16 protein-coding genes are annotated in these 16,905 nt (G+C 63.7%); 3 read left to right on the forward strand and 13 right to left on the reverse strand.

What is annotated here, in order from left to right; translation table 11 throughout:
• Positions 1–26 precede the first annotated feature (26 nt).
• Positions 27–1,052, forward strand: coding sequence for a GTP pyrophosphokinase (locus ACTHQX_RS05005; protein WP_236803592.1), 1,026 nt, complete (start codon positions 27–29; stop codon positions 1,050–1,052).
• Here ACTHQX_RS05005 and ACTHQX_RS05010 read toward each other — a convergent pair.
• From ACTHQX_RS05010 to pnuC, 6 genes are all read right to left on the reverse strand, one after another.
• Positions 1,049–2,299, reverse strand: coding sequence for a hypothetical protein (locus ACTHQX_RS05010; RefSeq protein ID WP_440156022.1), 1,251 nt, complete (start codon positions 2,297–2,299; stop codon positions 1,049–1,051). The two genes, ACTHQX_RS05005 and ACTHQX_RS05010, sit on opposite strands and share 4 nt — an antisense overlap.
• 286 nt (positions 2,300–2,585) lie before the next feature.
• Entirely contained in the window at positions 2,586–2,717 is a 132-nt protein-coding gene (locus ACTHQX_RS05015; RefSeq protein ID WP_307028946.1) for a hypothetical protein, read from the reverse strand.
• 670 nt (positions 2,718–3,387) lie between these two features.
• Positions 3,388–3,852 (reverse strand): DUF5956 family protein, encoded by a 465-nt coding sequence (locus ACTHQX_RS05020; protein WP_236803596.1) that lies wholly within the window; start codon positions 3,850–3,852, stop codon positions 3,388–3,390.
• A gap of 42 nt (positions 3,853–3,894) precedes the next feature.
• Entirely contained in the window at positions 3,895–4,641 is a 747-nt protein-coding gene (locus tag ACTHQX_RS05025; RefSeq protein ID WP_440156020.1) for an NUDIX hydrolase, read from the reverse strand.
• Complete coding sequence (locus ACTHQX_RS05030; RefSeq protein WP_440156018.1) at positions 4,638–5,747, reverse strand: AAA family ATPase; 1,110 nt, start codon at positions 5,745–5,747, stop codon at positions 4,638–4,640. Before ACTHQX_RS05030 ends, ACTHQX_RS05025 begins: the two co-directional genes overlap by 4 nt.
• A gap of 1 nt (position 5,748) precedes the next feature.
• Positions 5,749–6,417: a nicotinamide riboside transporter PnuC gene (gene pnuC / locus ACTHQX_RS05035; protein ID WP_440156016.1), complete on the reverse strand. Its 669-nt coding sequence runs from the start codon at positions 6,415–6,417 to the stop codon at positions 5,749–5,751.
• Positions 6,418–7,007: 590 nt separating this feature from the next.
• Between pnuC and ACTHQX_RS05040 the strand changes: the two genes are divergently transcribed.
• Positions 7,008–7,637, forward strand: coding sequence for a DUF1345 domain-containing protein (locus ACTHQX_RS05040; protein WP_236803606.1), 630 nt, complete (start codon positions 7,008–7,010; stop codon positions 7,635–7,637).
• Positions 7,638–7,836: 199 nt separating this feature from the next.
• Here ACTHQX_RS05040 and nrdF read toward each other — a convergent pair whose 3' ends face one another.
• From nrdF to ACTHQX_RS05075, 7 genes are all read right to left on the reverse strand, one after another.
• The gene (gene nrdF / locus ACTHQX_RS05045) at positions 7,837–8,811 is read right to left on the reverse strand and encodes a class 1b ribonucleoside-diphosphate reductase subunit beta (protein WP_111905624.1); all 975 of its coding nucleotides are present in this window, start codon (positions 8,809–8,811) and stop codon (positions 7,837–7,839) included.
• A 92-nt stretch (positions 8,812–8,903) separates the two neighbouring features.
• Entirely contained in the window at positions 8,904–11,060 is a 2,157-nt protein-coding gene (gene nrdE, locus ACTHQX_RS05050) for a class 1b ribonucleoside-diphosphate reductase subunit alpha (protein ID WP_440156014.1), read from the reverse strand.
• 26 nt (positions 11,061–11,086) lie between these two features.
• Complete coding sequence (gene nrdI, locus ACTHQX_RS05055) at positions 11,087–11,593, reverse strand: class Ib ribonucleoside-diphosphate reductase assembly flavoprotein NrdI (RefSeq protein WP_440156013.1); 507 nt, start codon at positions 11,591–11,593, stop codon at positions 11,087–11,089.
• A gap of 55 nt (positions 11,594–11,648) precedes the next feature.
• On the reverse strand, positions 11,649–11,894 hold the full coding sequence (gene nrdH, locus ACTHQX_RS05060; protein WP_076802586.1) for a glutaredoxin-like protein NrdH: 246 nt from the start codon (positions 11,892–11,894) through the stop codon (positions 11,649–11,651).
• A 474-nt stretch (positions 11,895–12,368) separates the two neighbouring features.
• Entirely contained in the window at positions 12,369–13,643 is a 1,275-nt protein-coding gene (locus ACTHQX_RS05065; RefSeq protein ID WP_440156192.1) for a class I SAM-dependent methyltransferase, read from the reverse strand.
• A gap of 104 nt (positions 13,644–13,747) precedes the next feature.
• On the reverse strand, positions 13,748–14,473 hold the full coding sequence (locus tag ACTHQX_RS05070) for a DUF1365 domain-containing protein (RefSeq protein ID WP_440156012.1): 726 nt from the start codon (positions 14,471–14,473) through the stop codon (positions 13,748–13,750).
• Complete coding sequence (locus ACTHQX_RS05075; protein ID WP_440156010.1) at positions 14,470–15,837, reverse strand: NAD(P)/FAD-dependent oxidoreductase; 1,368 nt, start codon at positions 15,835–15,837, stop codon at positions 14,470–14,472. Before ACTHQX_RS05075 ends, ACTHQX_RS05070 begins: the two co-directional genes overlap by 4 nt.
• Positions 15,838–15,967: 130 nt before the next feature.
• On the opposite strand from ACTHQX_RS05075, the gene ACTHQX_RS05080 reads away from it, so the two are divergent.
• On the forward strand, positions 15,968–16,885 hold the full coding sequence (locus tag ACTHQX_RS05080) for a LysR family transcriptional regulator (RefSeq protein WP_440156009.1): 918 nt from the start codon (positions 15,968–15,970) through the stop codon (positions 16,883–16,885).
• Positions 16,886–16,905: the final 20 nt, after the last annotated feature.

The following is a 16,905-nucleotide window of genomic DNA, read 5'->3' on the forward strand; positions in this document are numbered from 1 at the left end:
GGGTTTGGGGGAACATGGGGGCGGGCATGAGTGACGAGGAACGTATTTCCCGAATTGGTGTCGCCATCGACGCCCAAGTTGCGAGGCTGACGGAACAGCATGCTCACTTATCCGCTTCGCTCACGGCAATTCAAGCGGCTATCGAAGCCCGCTTACGGGACGACGGCCTCAACTATCACCTCGTTAAAGGTCGTGTGAAGAGCTCCGAATCGGTCAAAGGAAAGCTCAGTAAGATCGGGTCCGAAGGCACACTGAAATACCCCAACGGGTTGGACGACCTGGACGATATTTTGGCCGTTCGCGTGATCACTTACATTGAGCCCGACGTAGCCAATGTTGTTTCCGCCCTGACAGGCCAGTTCCGGGTCTTGGAGAATACAGACAAAAAGGCACAGCAGGTCAACAAGGGCGTTCTTGGGTACGCGGCCCACCATCTGGTTCTTGAAGTAGGGGCGGACAGCACGCCCACTGGATGTGCCGGCTGCATAGGCCAGCGCTTCGAGGTCCAGGTGAAGACTGTTCTGCAGCACGCTTGGGCAGAATTCGAGCACGATATCCGCTACAAGGCTGTTGGTGCCATACCGCCCGCAATCGACCGCGCGTTTACGCTGGCTTCTGGCCTCCTTGAATTGGCAGACAACGAATTCGTGAAAATCCATCAGGCTGTTGCCCGGGAAGACGCGAGCATTCCTGGCGACGCACGCAGCCGCGCCGAGCCCATAACCTCGGACGCGCTGGCAGAGGTTCTAGTGGCCGAACTCCCGGACCATCCGCGCAGTAAAAAAGAACAATATGACTGGCTGGTGAATTTGCTCAATGCGGTGAATATCACAACCGTGGAGGAAGCCGTGGACCTGATCGGCAGCGCGGACTGGAATTTTGTCCGCGAAAGAATGGACTACAAGTTTCCTGCCGGACACGTGCGGATTGTCGATGATTTTCTTCTCAAGGAATTTGGGCACCAGTACATAGAGGAAACGAAAGCCCTCGGCGATGACCCCGCTCGCGCATCAAAGCTCCGCTTCCGCCTCAAAAAGCTTGGGTCTTCCTAGGCATCCTCGGAATCCAGATCGAGGTCCGGGATGTCCAGCAGGCCCAGGTCCTCCAGGACCGCTGCGTCCTCATAGGTGCTCGCTATGCACCGGACCAGGGCAGGCGGTACCCGGAAATGCGTGTCGATCGTCAGGATGCCCTGCTCGGCGAGTGCTTCCAGTTGGCCCATGGCCGCGGCCTTCAGCGCCTCGACCGTCGCCCTTTCCTCTGGTGACGCACCGGTCCTGGGGTCCAGCACAGTGTCCCTTCGCGGGGGATCCGCCGAGGCCGCCGCCAGCAGGATCGATGCCACCGTCGCGGCAACGAGGACTTCCCACGGCTGTTCAGGGTCGTAGCCGAGTACGGAGGCCGAGAGGAACTGGTCAACGAAGAACACCAGCTCCTCCAGCCGGTCCGGGGTGTCGCCGGCCAGGAAGACGGCGGTGGCCGGTGACGGCGCCGCCTTCGTTGAGCCGACCTTGATCAGCTCAGTGCGGGCCAGCGCCTCCCACACCTGCGCCAGCAGCGGCACCTCGTACATGCTGCGGACTGTCGGCACGGGCCTCTCCGAACCGCCATTCCCGGCCTGCGGGACCCCAGCCTGTTTGGGGCCGCCCCTGGCTTTCAGTCCGACGCACGCAGCCGCTGCTTCGATGTCCTTCGTCCGGAGTGCACCGGTTCCGGTCACCGGCTTCGCATCGCCTATCCACTGAAGCAGTGCCGTGGTCCGCTGGATCAAGGGGAGCTCCGAGAAGACCTTCAGCGCGTCGTCGTCGGAAATAACGGGCACGTCGACGAGGCGCCAATCGTCCGTCTCCCCCAGAAGGGCGTTGAGCAGCTCAACGACGTCGGCGAGCTGTTCCACTGGCCCTGACCACCGGTCGGTGTCCGCGAGAAAGTCAACGAACCCGTGCACAGCGGCGATGACAAACTCACCTCGGTCGTCGTCGTCTGCCTCTGTGACGGCGAGATCGGCAGCGAGAGCGTCGGCCAGGATTGCAGGATCAAGGCGTGTCAGGTCAGCAGCGGCCACCCGGTCCATGTACCGGCCCATGACGCTTTCTATGGCTGCCAAGCAATCCAGGGCGGTGGCAGCAGCGCCCGGAGCACCGTCGTCGAACCACCGGACAAACGCCGGCGCGAGCGAGTCCACGGCCCGCCCGGCCCGGAACGAGCTCAGGGAAGCGGGCGAAGAGCCGCGTGCGGGGGAACCTCCGGTGCCAGCGGGACCCTTGCGCTTATTCCGGTTCCTGCTGCTCTTGCTCATGCTGCCCCTGACTGATTGCGCGTTGGTTCTTACGACGACGGTACTTACCATCCGCGCACTGTGCCACCCGGCGCGCTGCACTCAGGGGCGTGCTCCTGGCCACTACGCCTCCCGCGTCAGCTGCGGTGGCCGGTTGTTTCGAGCAGGCGGCAGGCCTCGGCAATGCGCTGGCTCGTCAGCTAGCGCAAAGGCGTTGTCCCCGCGTCTGCCAGGAACTTGCTGGGCCTGCCCGCCTTCGCGGTGGGGGCCACAACCATCCGCGGTCCTCTCGCCGTCCCGCGAATGCCTAGGACTTGTCGCCCCCTGCAGCGGCGGCGTCTTCACGCTCGAGCAGGTAGCGCAGGAACGCGGCCTGGTTGTCGATTTCCCGCTGCTTGCGGGGAGACAGCCAGTCCAGCAGCTCTTTGTCGTCAGCCATGATGTTCACCCCCTTAGGCTCGAGATAATGCTCACTCCGCTAGGGCAAGATCGGCGAAAGTTTCAGGCAAGATAGGCGAAGGTCTTATCGCGAGGAGGCTTCGGCCCTGGGCAGGTGACACCGCCGGAGCCCCGACGGGTAGCCGGGCCGGGCACCTGCTGGGGAGTGCGCCAAGCCCGGCTATCCTGACCCGGACGGACGCCGGCAGACCGTCCGGAGGGCTTCAACACTGATATCCGCCCGCCTCATAGTTAACACCCCGTCAGAAAATAGAACAGCAGTGGCAGTTACCTGTTTTTCGTCCAATACGGCTACGCGTTTGCGCAGGCACAGAACGCTTTCCAAGGCAACTCAACCCGCTGTCCCCGAAGCTATTCGTCGATTGGGACGCGGATCGATGATTGGGAGGCGGATCGATGCCCGGGCGGCGACGTCAGGGCAGGGGCAGTATCTGGCCCTAAAGGCGCTTGGGAAAACCTTGGAGGCCTCCCCCAGCCCCCTCAAACAGGGGGTCAAAGTGGGCGGCGGCTCTCAGGTGGACCACGCATTTCACAATGTGCCGGGTACACACTGGTCTTGTCACTGAAGCTCAGGTAGCCGCGAACCTGAGCTTCAGATCGCCGGGTCCGGAACGCATTCCCCCCCTTGCATCCGGACCCGGCGGACAATTTCAGCGCGGCCTGGAGTCCCCGTCCTGCTGGCCGGCGTACAGCCGCTGAATGGACCGCTTCATCACGGGTGCGATCTCGGACGGGTGGACCGGCTGGGGCTCCTGGGCGTAGACAGATCGGGTGACGGCCGCCGAGAACTCATCCCAACTGAAGAACTGGGCGGGGAGCCTGACGAACCAGCGGAAACCCGGAGGACGCTGCTCCACACCGGCGTCGGTCAGATACGCATTGGCTTCCTCCTCGACGATTCGTCGGTCCTCAGCGGTAAAGGCTTCGACGGACTCCACAACGCTTCCGTCCGTACCAGTCCTCGCCACGGCCACCGTTCTGGCGCTGTCGTCCTGCCGGGGTCCCCGGCGGAGGTTCTCCGGACCGGCAGCCCAGCCGATCAGGGCACCCCAGCCGTTCTCATCAAGCTCGCCCCAACCCTGGGCCGGTAGGCCCTCAGGCACCGACTCCCACATGCTGCTCCCTCCTAAAATACGAGAAACCTGCGCCAGCTGCCCCTACTTGCTGGCCGGCTTCGCCAAGGGCGGATGAATATACCGGTCGGTGGCGGTGAACAGCGCCGCGGGTGCCCCGATCGAAGCCTTGGATTTCCGGCCGGTATCTTGGAGCTGGGGCAGCATCTTTCGGGTGAAGTTCCCGGCCGCGAGTGTGGTGTTCCAGACGGCCTCGTACACGGTGCGAAGCTGCGTCATGGTGAACTCTTCGGGCAGCATTCGGGCGGCGACGGTCGTGTACTCTATTTTTCCGGCCAGCCGGTCCAGGCCGTTCCTCAGGATGGTGGTGTGGTCGAAGGCCAGGTCCGTGCCGTGGAGAACATCGTGAACAGGATGCCAGGCGGCGGCCGCGGCGTCCGAGCCGGCCGAGAGATCCGGCAGGGACTGGCCGTCGGTGGCGAGCAGGCTCAGGTGGGCTACAGAGACCACCCTCATCCGCGGATCCCGGCCCGGGTCGCTGTACGTGGCCAGCTGTTCGACGTGAACCGGCAAGCCCCCCAGGTCCAGGCCTGTTTCCTCGGCGAGCTCCCGGTAGGCGGCCTGCTCCGCCGACTCGTGAGGGCCGACGAAGCCGCCGGGCAGGGCAAGCGCATCCTTGAAGGGGTGGCCGCCGCGACGGACCATGGCGGCGTGCAGCACTCCCCCGGCCACGGCGAAGACCACCAGGTCCGCGGTCAGCGCGATCGAGGGGTAATCCTTCGGTTTATGGGCTTCGAGGAATTCCCGCTCGTCTCCCGATTCGCGGTTCAAGCCTGGGCTCCGTCCAGGACGGTGCGCGTGGCCCAGGGCGGGGAGGCGAAGCCGCTCCGCTGGGCCAGGATCAGGTCGATGATCTCGGTCGCGGTCTGCATGCGCCGGGAGTGGTCGCCGTTGAGCAAGATCCAGGAGTGCCGTTCCTCGGTCAGGGTCTCTTTGAACCATTCGGTCATTTCGGCCCGGCGGTGTTCCCCTTCACGCCAGCCGTCGTCTTCGAAGTCCACTCCTTCATGATCGGTGATCAGGTACAGGTCCCGGTGGGGCAGCTGTTCGGCGGCATGGTAGGAGCCGTAGCTGTGTTCGCCGATGTAGAACCTCTCCCAGAGGGTGGTGGCCAGGGAGTCGGTGTCGGCGATGACCAGCGGGCAGAGGTCGGCGGCGGCGTTTTCCATCTCGTTCTGCCGTGCACCGATGCGGCCGAAGTCCTGTTCGGTCCAGACCATCTCCTCCAGTACAGCGTCCGGTTTCTGGGTGCGCAGGGCGTCGAACTTCTCGTACGTGTACTCGCGGCCGTATTCAGGCACATCCGCGAGCCGGGGGAAGCGGGGCCGGTAGTGCTCGCTGAGCGCCCGGGCCAAGGTGGTGGTGCCGGTGGATTCAGCGCCGACGATGATGATGCGTGTGGCCAGTTCCTGCCGGGCCGGGGCAATGATGTAGGGCCATGCGGCGCCGAGGTCTTCCCGGCACAAAGTCCCGCTGATGGGGTAGGTGGAGCGCGACAGGTCCACAAGAACGTGCTCCGCACCGAAGGCCTCCGCCAGCCGGACGCCATACTCCTCGGAGCTGAAGACCGCATCGACGGCCGTGACCCCGTTGGACTTCAGTGCCAGGCGCATCAGTTCGTTCTGCGCCTTCCAGATCTCGTCCGACTGGTAGTCCTCGGGACAGTCGTTGCGCATTCCGATGATCTGCACTCCGGCAGTGTCTGCAAACTCTTCTGACAGCCAGCTGGTCCGTTCGGCAACAGTGACGGATTCGAAGCGGTTGCCCTGGACGAGGACGGAGACGTTCTCGGACCGTGCGGCTGCCGTGGCGATGAGGTGGGCGTGGCCGGTGTGGGGCGGGTAGAACTTGCCGATGACCATGGAGTTCTTGTACATCTCAGGCTCCTGCGGTGACGGTTTCGGGAGTGCTGGCCGGCGCTTGGAAGCCGCGGGTGCGCTTCCAGCCAATAAGTCCGTAGACACACAGGACGAGGAATCCGACGTAGAGGACGGCGGTGAGTGTCAGTCCCCGGCTGAAGTACAGCGGGATGGACACGACATCGATGAGGATCCAGACGTGCCAGTGCTGGAAGATCTTCTTGGCCTGCGCGTAGGTGGCGACGAGGGAGGCAGTCAAGACGAAGGCGTCGGGCCACGGGACCTGGGAGTCAGTTCCGTGCGTGAGGATCATGGCGACGGCGGCGGTCCCCACGGCGGTGGCGCCGAGGCCGAGGAGAATTTCCTTGCGGGAGGCGTCGCGGATGAGAAGGTCGTTCCTGCCCTCGGTGGCGACGCTGCCGCGCATCCAGTTGTACCAGCCGTAGACAGCAAGGGCGGCGAAGATGACCTGCAGCACGGTTTCACCGTAGAGACCGGCCCCCAGGAACAGAATGATAAACGCCAGGTTGTTCAAAATCCCGACCGGCCAGTTCCAAAGCTTTTGGCGGGCGACTCCGTACACGCAGGCAGCGCCGGTGACGAAGCCAATCATCTCGATCCAGCTCACCGGATTGCCGAGAAGGTTAGGGATTGCTGCGGAGTTCATCCAGTCGAGCAAGGCGTTCATCGGGACTCCATTCGTTGTTATCAACCTGATAACAAGTACAGTAGCACCCTTATTATCGACCTGACAACAACGCACGCTTCTCTCCGAGTTGACACCACCGCGGGACTGTCGAAGCGCAAATCAAGAACGGCCCCGCATCCGAATGGGCGCGGGGCCGTATGTGAGATTCCGCGCTAGGAGGTACATGCCGCATAGTCACCCCCACTGCCCTCCTGGATTCTCGACCACGAATCGGGGGACGGACGAACTCTTCAACAGCGCATAGGTGCGCCATGTGCAGGCTACAGAGATCGTGACACGACCGGGACGTCCGCTTCCGGCTTCCCGAGTGTTGCGTGAGTAGCCCGGACACGGGGTTGAACGATGTGCCACCAAGTACACCTCTCCAGGCGGACGGTAACGCCGGCCGCAACGAAGCCCGGCGGTGGGGGCGACCGCGTACAATTGGGGCTCTGAACCCCCGGTTCCTTGTGAACACAAAGGAATCCGTAGGTCCTGTGATATTCCGTGATGTTGAGATGCGCTCTGACCAAGGCGGCGGGCCATCGGACCCCTTCACGGTCAATCGAGGCTGGAAGGCAACTTCTTCAATGTCGCACATTGATCGCAAGGCTCTGGTCTCGGCCGTCATCGGTCTCGTTATCGCACTCGTTCCGGCGTTGCTCGGTGCTCCCGAACTCGCGCCCTTGATCGGATGGTCTGTCGCCGGCTGCGTCTTCCTGATCTGGGCGTGGGCTAAGGCGTGGCCCGCTGGTCCGGAGGCCACAGGTGAACTAGCCCGCCAGGAAGGTCGGTCTCGACGGCTCGTTGACTCCCTCATCACAGGCGCGACGTTCGTCAGTCTCGTGGCGGTCGTCTTTGCATTGATCCGCAGCCAGCAGAAGGACCCCATCGGTGTGGCCGCGGCGATCCTGGCGGCTCTCGGCGTGGTGCTCGCGTGGGCTCTCGTCAACACTGTCTACGCGTTCAAGTACGCTCGGATGTACTACCACGACGACCGCCATCGCTTCCGCTTCAACCAGGACGAGGACCCGTCGTACAGCGACTTCGCCTACGCAGCATTCTCTATCGGCATGGCATACAACGCGAGCAATGTGAACGAGTCATCCACTCCCTCCCGCAGGATCGCCCTGGGGCACGCTTTGCTCTCCTACTTCTTCGCCACCTTCGTGGTCGCCGTGGCGATCAATCTTGTCGTCAGCCTCGGCCAGTCCAGTTGACTACGACACGGCGTGGGTGATGTGTAGCGGACCTAGACCAGCATCCCGCCAGGTAGTAGTTGGTGTCCAACTACCACCAAGGAACATGCCCATCTGTAACTGTGATTCGGCCATGCTCCACGAAACATAGCCATCTAAATTGGGAAATGGCCATGTCCCGTGGAACCTCACACCGTACTCAAATACGCAGGCTGCTGAACTAGAAGTCCCAGTCCTCATCCTCGGTGTTGACTGCCTTACCAATGACGTAGGACGAGCCCGAACCCGAGAAGAAGTCGTGGTTCTCGTCGGCGTTCGGCGACAGCGCCGAGAGGATCGCCGGGTTCACGTCTGTGACGGAGGCCGGGAACATGGCCTCGTAGCCCAGGTTCATCAGCGCCTTATTGGCGTTGTAGTGCAGGAACTTCTTGACGTCCTCGGCCAGGCCCACCCCGTCGTAGAGGTCGTGCGTGTACTGGACCTCGTTCTCGTACAGCTCGAAGAGCAGCTCGAAGGTGTAGTCCTTGATTTCCTGCCGGCGGGCCTCGGAGACCTTCTCGAGTCCCTTCTGGAACTTGTAGCCGATGTAGTAGCCGTGCACTGCCTCGTCGCGGATGATCAGGCGGATCAGGTCTGCGGTGTTCGTCAGCTTGGCGCGCGAGGACCAGTACATCGGCAGGTAGAAGCCGGAGTAGAACAGGAAGCTTTCCAGCAGCGTGGAGGCGACCTTGCGCTTCAGCGGATCATCGCCCTGGTAGTAGTCCATGACGATCTGGGCCTTCTTCTGAAGGTTCTCGTTCTCAGTGGACCAGCGGAAGGCCTCGTCGATCTCCTTGGTGGAGGCCAGCGTGGAGAAGATGGAGGAGTAGCTCTTGGCGTGCACGGACTCCATAAACGCGATGTTCGTGTAGACAGCTTCCTCGTGCGGGGTCAGTGCATCCGGAATCAGGGAGACAGCGCCAACGGTGCCCTGAATGGTGTCCAGCAGGGTCAGGCCGGTGAAAACACGCATGGTGAGCTGCTGCTCGGCCGGCGTCAGCGTGTTCCAGGACTGAACGTCGTTGGACAGCGGCACCTTCTCCGGCAGCCAGAAGTTGTTGACCAGGCGGTTCCAGACGTCAACGTCCTTATCGTCCTGGATCCGGTTCCAGTTGATCGCCTCGACGTGGCTCAGCAGCTTGACCTTCTCGGTCATGTCATCCCCTAAAAAGTTGGGTTGGTTCTTACTTAAAGCGTACGACGGCGGGCGGGCACCCGCCGTCGTACCGGTTACGATTTAGTTGAAGATTAAAGCATGCATGAAACGCAGCCCTCAACCTCCGTCCCTTCCAGCGCGAGCTGGCGGAGACGGATGTAGTAGATGGTCTTGATGCCCTTCTTCCAGGCATAGATCTGGGCCTTGTTGATGTCGCGGGTGGTGGCGGTGTCCTTGAAGAACAGGGTCAGCGACAGGCCCTGGTCCACGTGCTGAGTGGCGGCGGCGTACGTGTCGATGACCTTCTCGTAGCCGATCTCGTACGCGTCCTGGTAGTACTCCAGGTTGTCGTTCGTCAGGTATGGCGCCGGGTAGTACACGCGGCCCAGCTTGCCCTCCTTGCGGATCTCAATCTTGGACGCCACCGGGTGGATCGAGGAGGTGGAGTTGTTGATGTAGGAGATGGAGCCGGTGGGCGGGACGGCCTGCAGGTTCTGGTTGTAGATGCCGTGCTCCATGACGGAAGCCTTAAGCGCGCGCCAGTCCTCCTGCGTAGGGATGTGCACGTCCTTGAAGAGCTCCCTGACCTTCTCGGTCTGCGGCACCCACTCCTGCTCGGTGTACTTGTCGAAGAACTCACCGGAGGCGTACTTGGACTTCTCGAAGCCGCCGAACGTCTGGCCGGTCTCGATGGAGAGCAGGTTGGAGGCCCGCACCGCGTGGTACACCACGGAGTAGAAGTAGATGTTGGTGAAGTCCAGGCCCTCTTCGGAGCCGTAGTGGACCCGCTCACGCGCCAGGTAGCCGTGCAGGTTCATCTGGCCCAGGCCGATCGCGTGGCTCTGGTCGTTGCCGCGGGCGATGGACGGCACCGAGGTGATGTTGGACATGTCCGAGACAGCCGAGAGCGAACGGATGGCCGTCTCGATGGTGAGGCCGAAGTCCGGCGAGTCCATGGTCTTCGCGATGTTCAGCGAGCCCAGGTTGCAGGAGATGTCCTTGCCGGTCTCGTCGTAGGACAGGTCATCGTGGTACGTCGTGGGCTGCGAGACCTGGAGGATCTCCGAGCACAGGTTGGACATGATGATCTTGCCGTCGATCGGGTTCTCCCGGTTAACGGTGTCCTCGAACATGATGTACGGGTAGCCGGACTCGAACTGGATCTCGGCAAGGGTCTGGAAGAACTCGCGCGCCTTGATCTTGGTCTTCTTGATCCGGGAATCGTCCACCATCTCGTAGTACTTCTCGGTGACCGAGACGTCGGAGAACGGCATCCCGTAGACGCGTTCGACGTCGTACGGCGAGAACAGGTACATGTCCTCGTCCTTCTTGGCCAGCTCGAAGGTGATGTCCGGGATCACGACGCCGAGTGAAAGGGTCTTGATGCGGATCTTCTCGTCCGCGTTCTCCCGCTTGGTGTCCAGGAACCGGTAGATGTCCGGGTGGTGGGCGTGCAGGTACACGGCACCGGCGCCCTGGCGGGCACCGAGCTGGTTGGCGTAGGAGAAGCTGTCTTCGAGGAGCTTCATCACGGGGATGACGCCTGAGGACTGGTTCTCGATCTGCTTGATCGGCGCACCGACCTCGCGGATGTTGGTCAGCGCGAACGCCACGCCGCCGCCGCGCTTGGACAGCTGCAGCGCGGAGTTGATGGAGCGGCCGATCGACTCCATGTTGTCCTCGATGCGGAGCAGGAAGCAGGAGACCAGCTCGCCGCGCTGCTTCTTGCCGGCGTTCAGGAACGTCGGGGTGGCAGGCTGGAAGCGGCCCTCGATGATCTCGTCCACCATCTGGGTGGCCAGCTGCTCGTTGCCGCGGGCCAGGTGCAGGGCAACCATGCACACGCGGTCCTCGTAGCGCTCCAGGAAACGCTTGCCGTCGAACGTCTTCAGCGTGTAGGACGTGTAGAACTTGAAGGCGCCCAGGAAGGTCTCGAACCGGAACTTCTTCTTGTAGGCGCGGTTGAACAGGTCACGGATGAAGTTCATCGTGTACTGGTCGAGGGTTTCGCGCTCGTAGTAGTCGTTCTTGACCAGGTATTCGAGCTTCTCCTCCAGGTCATGGAAGAAGACCGTGTTGTTGTTCACGTGCTGCAGGAAGTACTGGTGGGCCGCCTCGCGGTCAGCCTCGAACTGGATCTCGCCGTTCGGACCGTACAGGTTCAGCATCGCGTTCAGCTCGTGGTAGCCCAGGCCCTTGTAGGCAGCGGGGAGCGCCGGCTTCTCCTGCTTTTCGACAGCCGTGTCCATAGAGGCGTCCTTTCCTTCGGGCCTGGTTACTTCTGTGTCTGCGACAGTCGTGTCCAAAACTCTTCCAATCCTTCTTGTACACGGGCGACGTCTTCCGGCGTACCCATGAGTTCAAACCTGTATAGGTGGGGGACCTTGCATTTGGCGGCGATGATGTCGCCCGCCATGCAGTAGTTGTCCCCGAAATTCGTGTTTCCGGCCCCGATGACGCCGCGGAGCAGGCGCCGGTTGTCCGGGTTGTTCAGGAACCTGATGACCTGCTTGGGCACTGAACCCTCGCCGCCCGTCCCGCCATAGGTGGGGACCACGAGCACGAACGGTTCACAGGCAACAAGGGGTTCATCCTTGGGGTGCAGGGGGATCCTGGCCGCGTCCGCACCAAGCTTCGCGATGAAGCGGCTGGTGTTCTCGGAGGCCGAGGAAAAGTAGATGAGGCGGCTGTGAGTATGGTTCACGGGCGGTGTCTGGTTGACGGACGTCGTGTCCGCAGCACGGGCTGCGGCCGGCGCATCGGTAAGTGCCGGCGCAGCCATGGGAGTCACCTCATCTACGTGCGAATTCTCTGCCGGAAACGGCGTGGGCGTAGCCTCAGGCCACAGAAGCGGAGGCGCTCAGCGCCAGCTCTTCGATCTTGTCCGGGCGGAAACCGGACCAGTGGTCCTGGTCCGTAACGACGACCGGAGCCTGCATGTAGCCGAGCGACTTCAGGCGCTCAAGGGCGTCCGCGTCCTGGGAGATGTCCACGCTCTGGTAGGCGATACCCTTCTTGTCCAGTGCACGGTAGGTGGCGTTGCACTGTACGCAGGCCGGCTTGGTGTAAACCGTAACGGTCATGGTTCCTGTCCCCTTTGTTGAAGTCACTGCTGCTGCACTCTTCTGAGACCTTGCTGGTGTCTCGGTATTAAAATCTCTGGCATCGTAGCGGTGGACTCTGCCCGGACCTTACTGTCCAGTACTGGCTGCGCCGGTCTCCCGCTCAATCTGTATGTCGATACTACATGTAGTGCGCGGCCCCGGATGGGACCCCAAGATGATGTATTACAAGTATGTCATTTAATGCACTTTTAATCCACAGGCCGGTGCCCTCAAAATGTCCGGATTTCCGGGTTTTTGATGGACGGAATCCACACCCTGTGGAGTAGTTCCCCACATTTAAACCACAGCGTGTCGGCCCGAAGACGGCGTGTCGCGGCACCTCCGGGGGCACCTTTTGGGTGGGCCGGAACACAGCAGTGGGGTCCCGAAGCAAGCCTCGGAACCCCCACTGTGATTAAGCAGACGGCTGACTGGGGCTGAGCCTCCCGGCGGCTAGAGCTGAGCCTCCCGGCGGTCCAGGACGATCTGCTGCACATCCAAATATCCGGACTGGAAGCCGGCCCGGGAGTAGCAAAGGTAGAACAGCCACATCCGCTGGAAGACCTCGTCGAATCCGAGCGCGCGCACCTCCTGCGCACGCTGCAGGAACCGCTCCTCCCACAGCCTCAGCGTGGCGGCGTAGTGGTCGCCCATCCCCCGGCGCTCACGCACGCGGAGTGTGGTGTGCTGCTCCGTGACGCTCTCGATCGCCCGCACGGAGGGCAGGAACCCGCCGGGGAAGATGTACTTGTGCACCCAGGTGTAGGCGTTGCGGGTGGCGAGCATCCGGCCGTGCGGCATGGTGATCGCCTGGATGGCCACCTTGCCGCCGGGCGCCAGTACCCTGTCGATGGTCTGGAAGTAAACGGGCCAGTATTCGTAGCCCACCGCTTCGATCATCTCCACGGAGACGACGGCGTCGTACTCGCCTTCCACGGCGCGGTAGTCCTGCAGGCCCACAGTGACCTGACCGGAGAAGCCGGCTTCCTCAATCCGCTGCTGCGCGAGCGCCTGCTGCTCACTGGAGAGCGTCACCGTGTACACGGTGGCCCCCCGGGCTGCGGCCCGCAGGGCCAGCTCGCCCCAGCCGGTTCCGATCTCCAGCAGCCGGGTGCCCTGCCCCACCCCCGCCTTGTCCAGCAGCCTGTCGATCTTGGCGTGCTGCGCTGCCGCGAGGGCGTCCCAGCCCACCTCAGCCAGCTGGCCCGCCGAGGCCGGAAACAGGGCCGACGAGTAGCTCATGGTCCGGTCCAGGAAGCTGCCGAACAGCTCGTTGGAGAGGTCGTAGTGCCGGGAGATGTTGCCGCGGGTATTCTGCTCGGTGTTGCGTTCCTGCCGGGGCGCCCGCGGCAGGTACAGGCTCCGGAGTCTCTGCAGCGGCGCGGGGATGAGCGTGTCCACACGGGAGGCAAAGACCTCAAGGACGGCGGCGAGGTCGGAAGCCTCCCAGTCCCCCGCCATGAAGGACTCCCCCAGCCCGATCAGCCCGTTGTCGCCGATCCGGACCGCGAAGTCCACCGGACGCACCACGGTCATCACCGGCGCGCCTGCACCGCCGGCGCCCAGGACCGTGCCGTCGGGGTATTCCACCCGCAGCGGCAGGCGGCGGACCGCCGCGCGGAACAGCGAATCCGCAGCCTTGCCGGCCACCTGCGCCTTCAGCCCCGCGGGCGGACGGGCGACGCCGGGCCACACCGCCGCGTCGACGGTCTCCGGCGCCGGCGGCACCCGGAAGGCCTCGCCTGGTGCGTTCTGTGAATGGTCCCTGTAAGAGGGGTCAGAGTATGACGGATCTGTGTATGACGGATCTGTGTATGACGGATCTGTGAGAGTCACGAGACGGCCTCCTGTGCTCGATGGTCGGGACGGTTGGTGATGGGCAACCCGCGGGCCCAGAGTTTGATTCCTTGCCAGCGGATCTGCAGAGCCAGGCGGAGCGGCGCAAGCGGAACCGCGGCCGCCGCCGCCAGGATGCTGCCGGCTGTGGCGGGCCGCCGGACCCCGGTCATGGTGGCAGTGAAAGGCTTGCGCCCGGCGCGCTCCAGCACCACTGCCACCGAGAGCTCTCCCGCCGGTTCGGGCAGGCTCATCCGGTAGCTGCCGTCCACCTCATTGAACGGGGACACAAAGAATTCCTTGTCGGTGCGCGCACGGCCGGCGCCGTCCGGGTGCAGAAGGTAGCAGTGCCGTTCGCCGTAGGTGTTGTGGACCTCGGCGATGACAGCACGGAGCGCACCGTCGGCACGGTGGCACCAGAAGATGGTGATCGGGTTGAAGACGTGTCCCAGCACCCTGGCGTTGGCCAGCATGGTGACCGCGCCGCCGTCGGGCTCTTCACCGTTCACGGCGAGGAAGTGGTCCACGTTCTCGCGGATGCTCGCCGCGGGATCCCCCAGATGATCCCTCGCATGGAATCCTGCAAGCGGCCGCAACCACCAGGGCAGTTCTGGCAGGTCATCGACGTCGACGTACCAGCTGTAGCTGCGGTAGGTAAAGGCGTTCTTCAATGGATCCCGCCGCACATGGCGGATCCTGGTCCGGTAGATGGCCGCGCTCATTGGACCAGCTCCGAGTCCTGCCCGGCGTCCGTAGCCGCTGGCTTCGAATCAGGAGCGAATGGGTCCTCCCAGGCGCGGCCAAGCTGGGCCGCCGCGCGCACCCCGGAGGCGGCGCCGTCCTCGTGGAATCCCCAGCCGTGATAGGCCCCCGCGAAAGCAAGCCGGTGGTCGCCGAGCTCCCCGAGGCGCTCCTGGGCCGCCATGGATTCGGGCGTGTACTGGGGGTGCTCGTACACAAGGTCCTGCAGCACGGACTCCGGCTCGATCAGTTCCGATTCGCCGAGGCTCACGATGTAACTGCCGCCGTCGCCGGGGGTAAGACGCTGCAGCCGGGTGAGGTCGTAGCTGACCAGCACGTGTCCGGGACGGGCAGCGCAGGACGGCAGCCGGTAGTTCCACGACGCGCGGGCAGCGCCGCTGCGCGGCAGGACCGCCGGATCGCGGTGGAACTTGATGCGGTTCACGGAATACGGGATGTGCCCCAGAATCTGGACCTCCGCCGGCGTCGGTTCCGCCATCAAGGCAAGTGCTTCGCGGGGGTGGGCGGCGATCACCGCGGCATCGAAGTGCTCGGTTCCGGCCGCCGTCGTAATCTCCACTCCCGTTGGGATCCGGCGCACGGCAAGGACCGGAGTGGAGAGGCGGACATCCTGGAGACCGTCGACCACACGGTCAACATAGCGCCGGGATCCTCCCTTCACCGTCTTCCACTGCGGTGATCCTTTGACGCCGAGCATGCCGTGGTGTTCGAGGAAGGTAAAGAGATACCGTGCGGGATAGGCCAGCGCCGTGGTGGGATCGCAGGACCAGACCGCGCTGACCACGGGCGCCATGAAGTGCGAGGTGAAGTAGTCGCTGAAGCGTTCGCGGGCAAGGAACTCGCCCAGCGTTTCCTCCTGTCCCTCACCGTCCGCGCCGGCGGCCAGCAGCGCCCGCGCCTTCCGCCAGAACCGCAGGATCTCGGCAAGCATCAGCAGGAACCGGGGCCGTGCGAGGTTGGCAGGCCTGGCAAAGACACCGGAAGCGCCCTTGGCCCCGGCGTACTCCAAACCGCAGCCGTCGCAGCGGATGCTCATGGTCATGTCCGAATCCTGCGTCTCGACGCCGAGCTCCGCGAACAGCCGGATGAGGTTCGGGTAGGTGCGGTTGTTGTGCACAATGAAGCCGGTGTCCACGGACAGGCTCCCCGAGTCCTGCCGGACGTCGTGCGTGTGGGCATGCCCGCCCGCCCGGGAATCCGACTCAAACAGGGTCACGTGGTCCCGGCGGCTGAGGATATGCGCGGCCGTCAGGCCCGCCACTCCGCTTCCGACGACGGCGACCCGCCGCCTCTCGTCTGCACTCCATGCTGGGCTCGGTGACAATCTTTGCTCCTCTGCTGAACAGTTGCCGGGGAATTGGTAGTTACGGGCAATTCGGAGCCGTACTGCGCGCCGGATGGGTGGCCTTTTTCCAGCGCTTTTTCTGCCACTGAGCACCCGGTAAGGTTGGCTGGTGGTCAACCCCGTGCATTTGAGGACGCTCCTTGAGGTGACGCGGCTGGGCTCCTTCGCGGCCGCCGCGAGCAGGCTTGGCTACACCGCCTCAGCCGTGTCCCAGCAGATGTCTGCCCTGGAGCGTGACACGGGCGTTCGCCTGTTCCAGCGTTCCGCCCGGAGCGTGGTTCCTACGGACGCCGCGATGGTGATGGCGCGGCACGCAGCCAAGGTCCTGACGGACATCGAGGCGCTGATGGCTGCAGCGTCCAAAACGCAGGACGCCACGAGCCAGGAGCTCCGGCTGGGCACCTTCCCGAGCCTCGCCACCTACGTGCTGCCGCGGATCCTGCGCAGTGCCGCATGGAAGGACCTGGGCATCGACCTGCGGGTGTCCGTCGCCGAACCCGCCCAAACCATCCAGGGGCTGCGCACCGGCGGTGACACGGATGTGGCGCTGGTGTACCAGGTGGGACAGTCCGGGCTGGCCTGGCCCCACACCATCAACCGGCAGTGGATCGGTGACGACAACTTCCGCGTGGTCCTCCCCGCCGGCTGGGGATTCCGCACCGAGGCGAGGGTGGCCGCGGACCATCTGTCGGACATGCCGTGGATCATGCACCACCCGGGCACAAGCGATGCCACCGTCATTGAGCGCCTCTTCGCCGGCTGCAACCTCCACCCGCGCGTGGTGGCCTACAGCGACGACTTCCATGCCAGCCTTGAAATGGCGGCCGCCGGGCTGGGGGCAGCACTGGTGCCGGAACTTGCGCTGCTGCACCGGCCGGCCGGCGTCGTGGTGCTGGACGTCCCGGAAATCCGGCTGGCCCGCAACGTCTTCGCGCTGCTCATCAACGACAAGAAGACGGCCCGGGTACAGCTGTTCGTTGACCTGCTGGCGGAAACGATGGGCGGCCTGGGGCAGTCAGTTAAATGATCCCCGATGCTGGAATGCTC

The sequence above is a fragment of the Arthrobacter sp. SAFR-023 genome (assembly GCF_051965295.1).
Classification (GTDB): Bacteria; Actinomycetota; Actinomycetes; order Actinomycetales; family Micrococcaceae; genus Arthrobacter.